At 62.7% G+C, this 445-nt stretch carries 1 pseudogene; it reads right to left on the bottom strand.

Annotated features, from left to right (window positions below):
- A pseudogene (locus AACY08_RS29785) lies at nt 1-445 on the bottom strand (hypothetical protein); the annotation flags it as partial.

Raw genomic sequence — 445 nt, 5'->3', positions numbered from 1 at the left:
ACCTTATTGTCCAGTCCAACCACATTGGCCGGCGTCCCGTCGGCATTGGCCTGATAAATACCACCGCCCCAATAGCCAACGCGCTCGTCGATCCGCTTTACGCCGAAGCTGATCCCGCCGCGCTCGAACTCCTTCGACAGGTTCAGGCGGATCTGGCCGCCACGATCCTGCGTGAAGCCCGAATTGTGCGGACCATCCGACACGCGGTAATAGCCGCCGGTGAAAAAATGCCACCCGGTCGCGCCAATCGGCCCGCCGATCCACCCGTCGATCCGGTGCGAATTGTAGCTCGCCGCTTCGTAGCGCGCGAGAGCTTCGAGCGTGTCGCCGCCCTTGCGCGTGATGAAGTTGATCGCAGCGCCCGGCGCATTCGAATAGAAGATCGCCGAGGGTCCGCCGCGCACCACTTCGATCCGCTCGACGCTCTGATCGATGCGCAAAGACT

This window comes from Pseudomonas sp. EL_65y_Pfl1_R83 (assembly GCF_963970695.1).
GTDB lineage: Bacteria > Pseudomonadota > Gammaproteobacteria > Pseudomonadales > Pseudomonadaceae > Aquipseudomonas > Aquipseudomonas tritici.
Note: the sequence above shows the minus strand (reverse complement) of the source record. Positions and strands in the feature narration are given on the sequence as shown.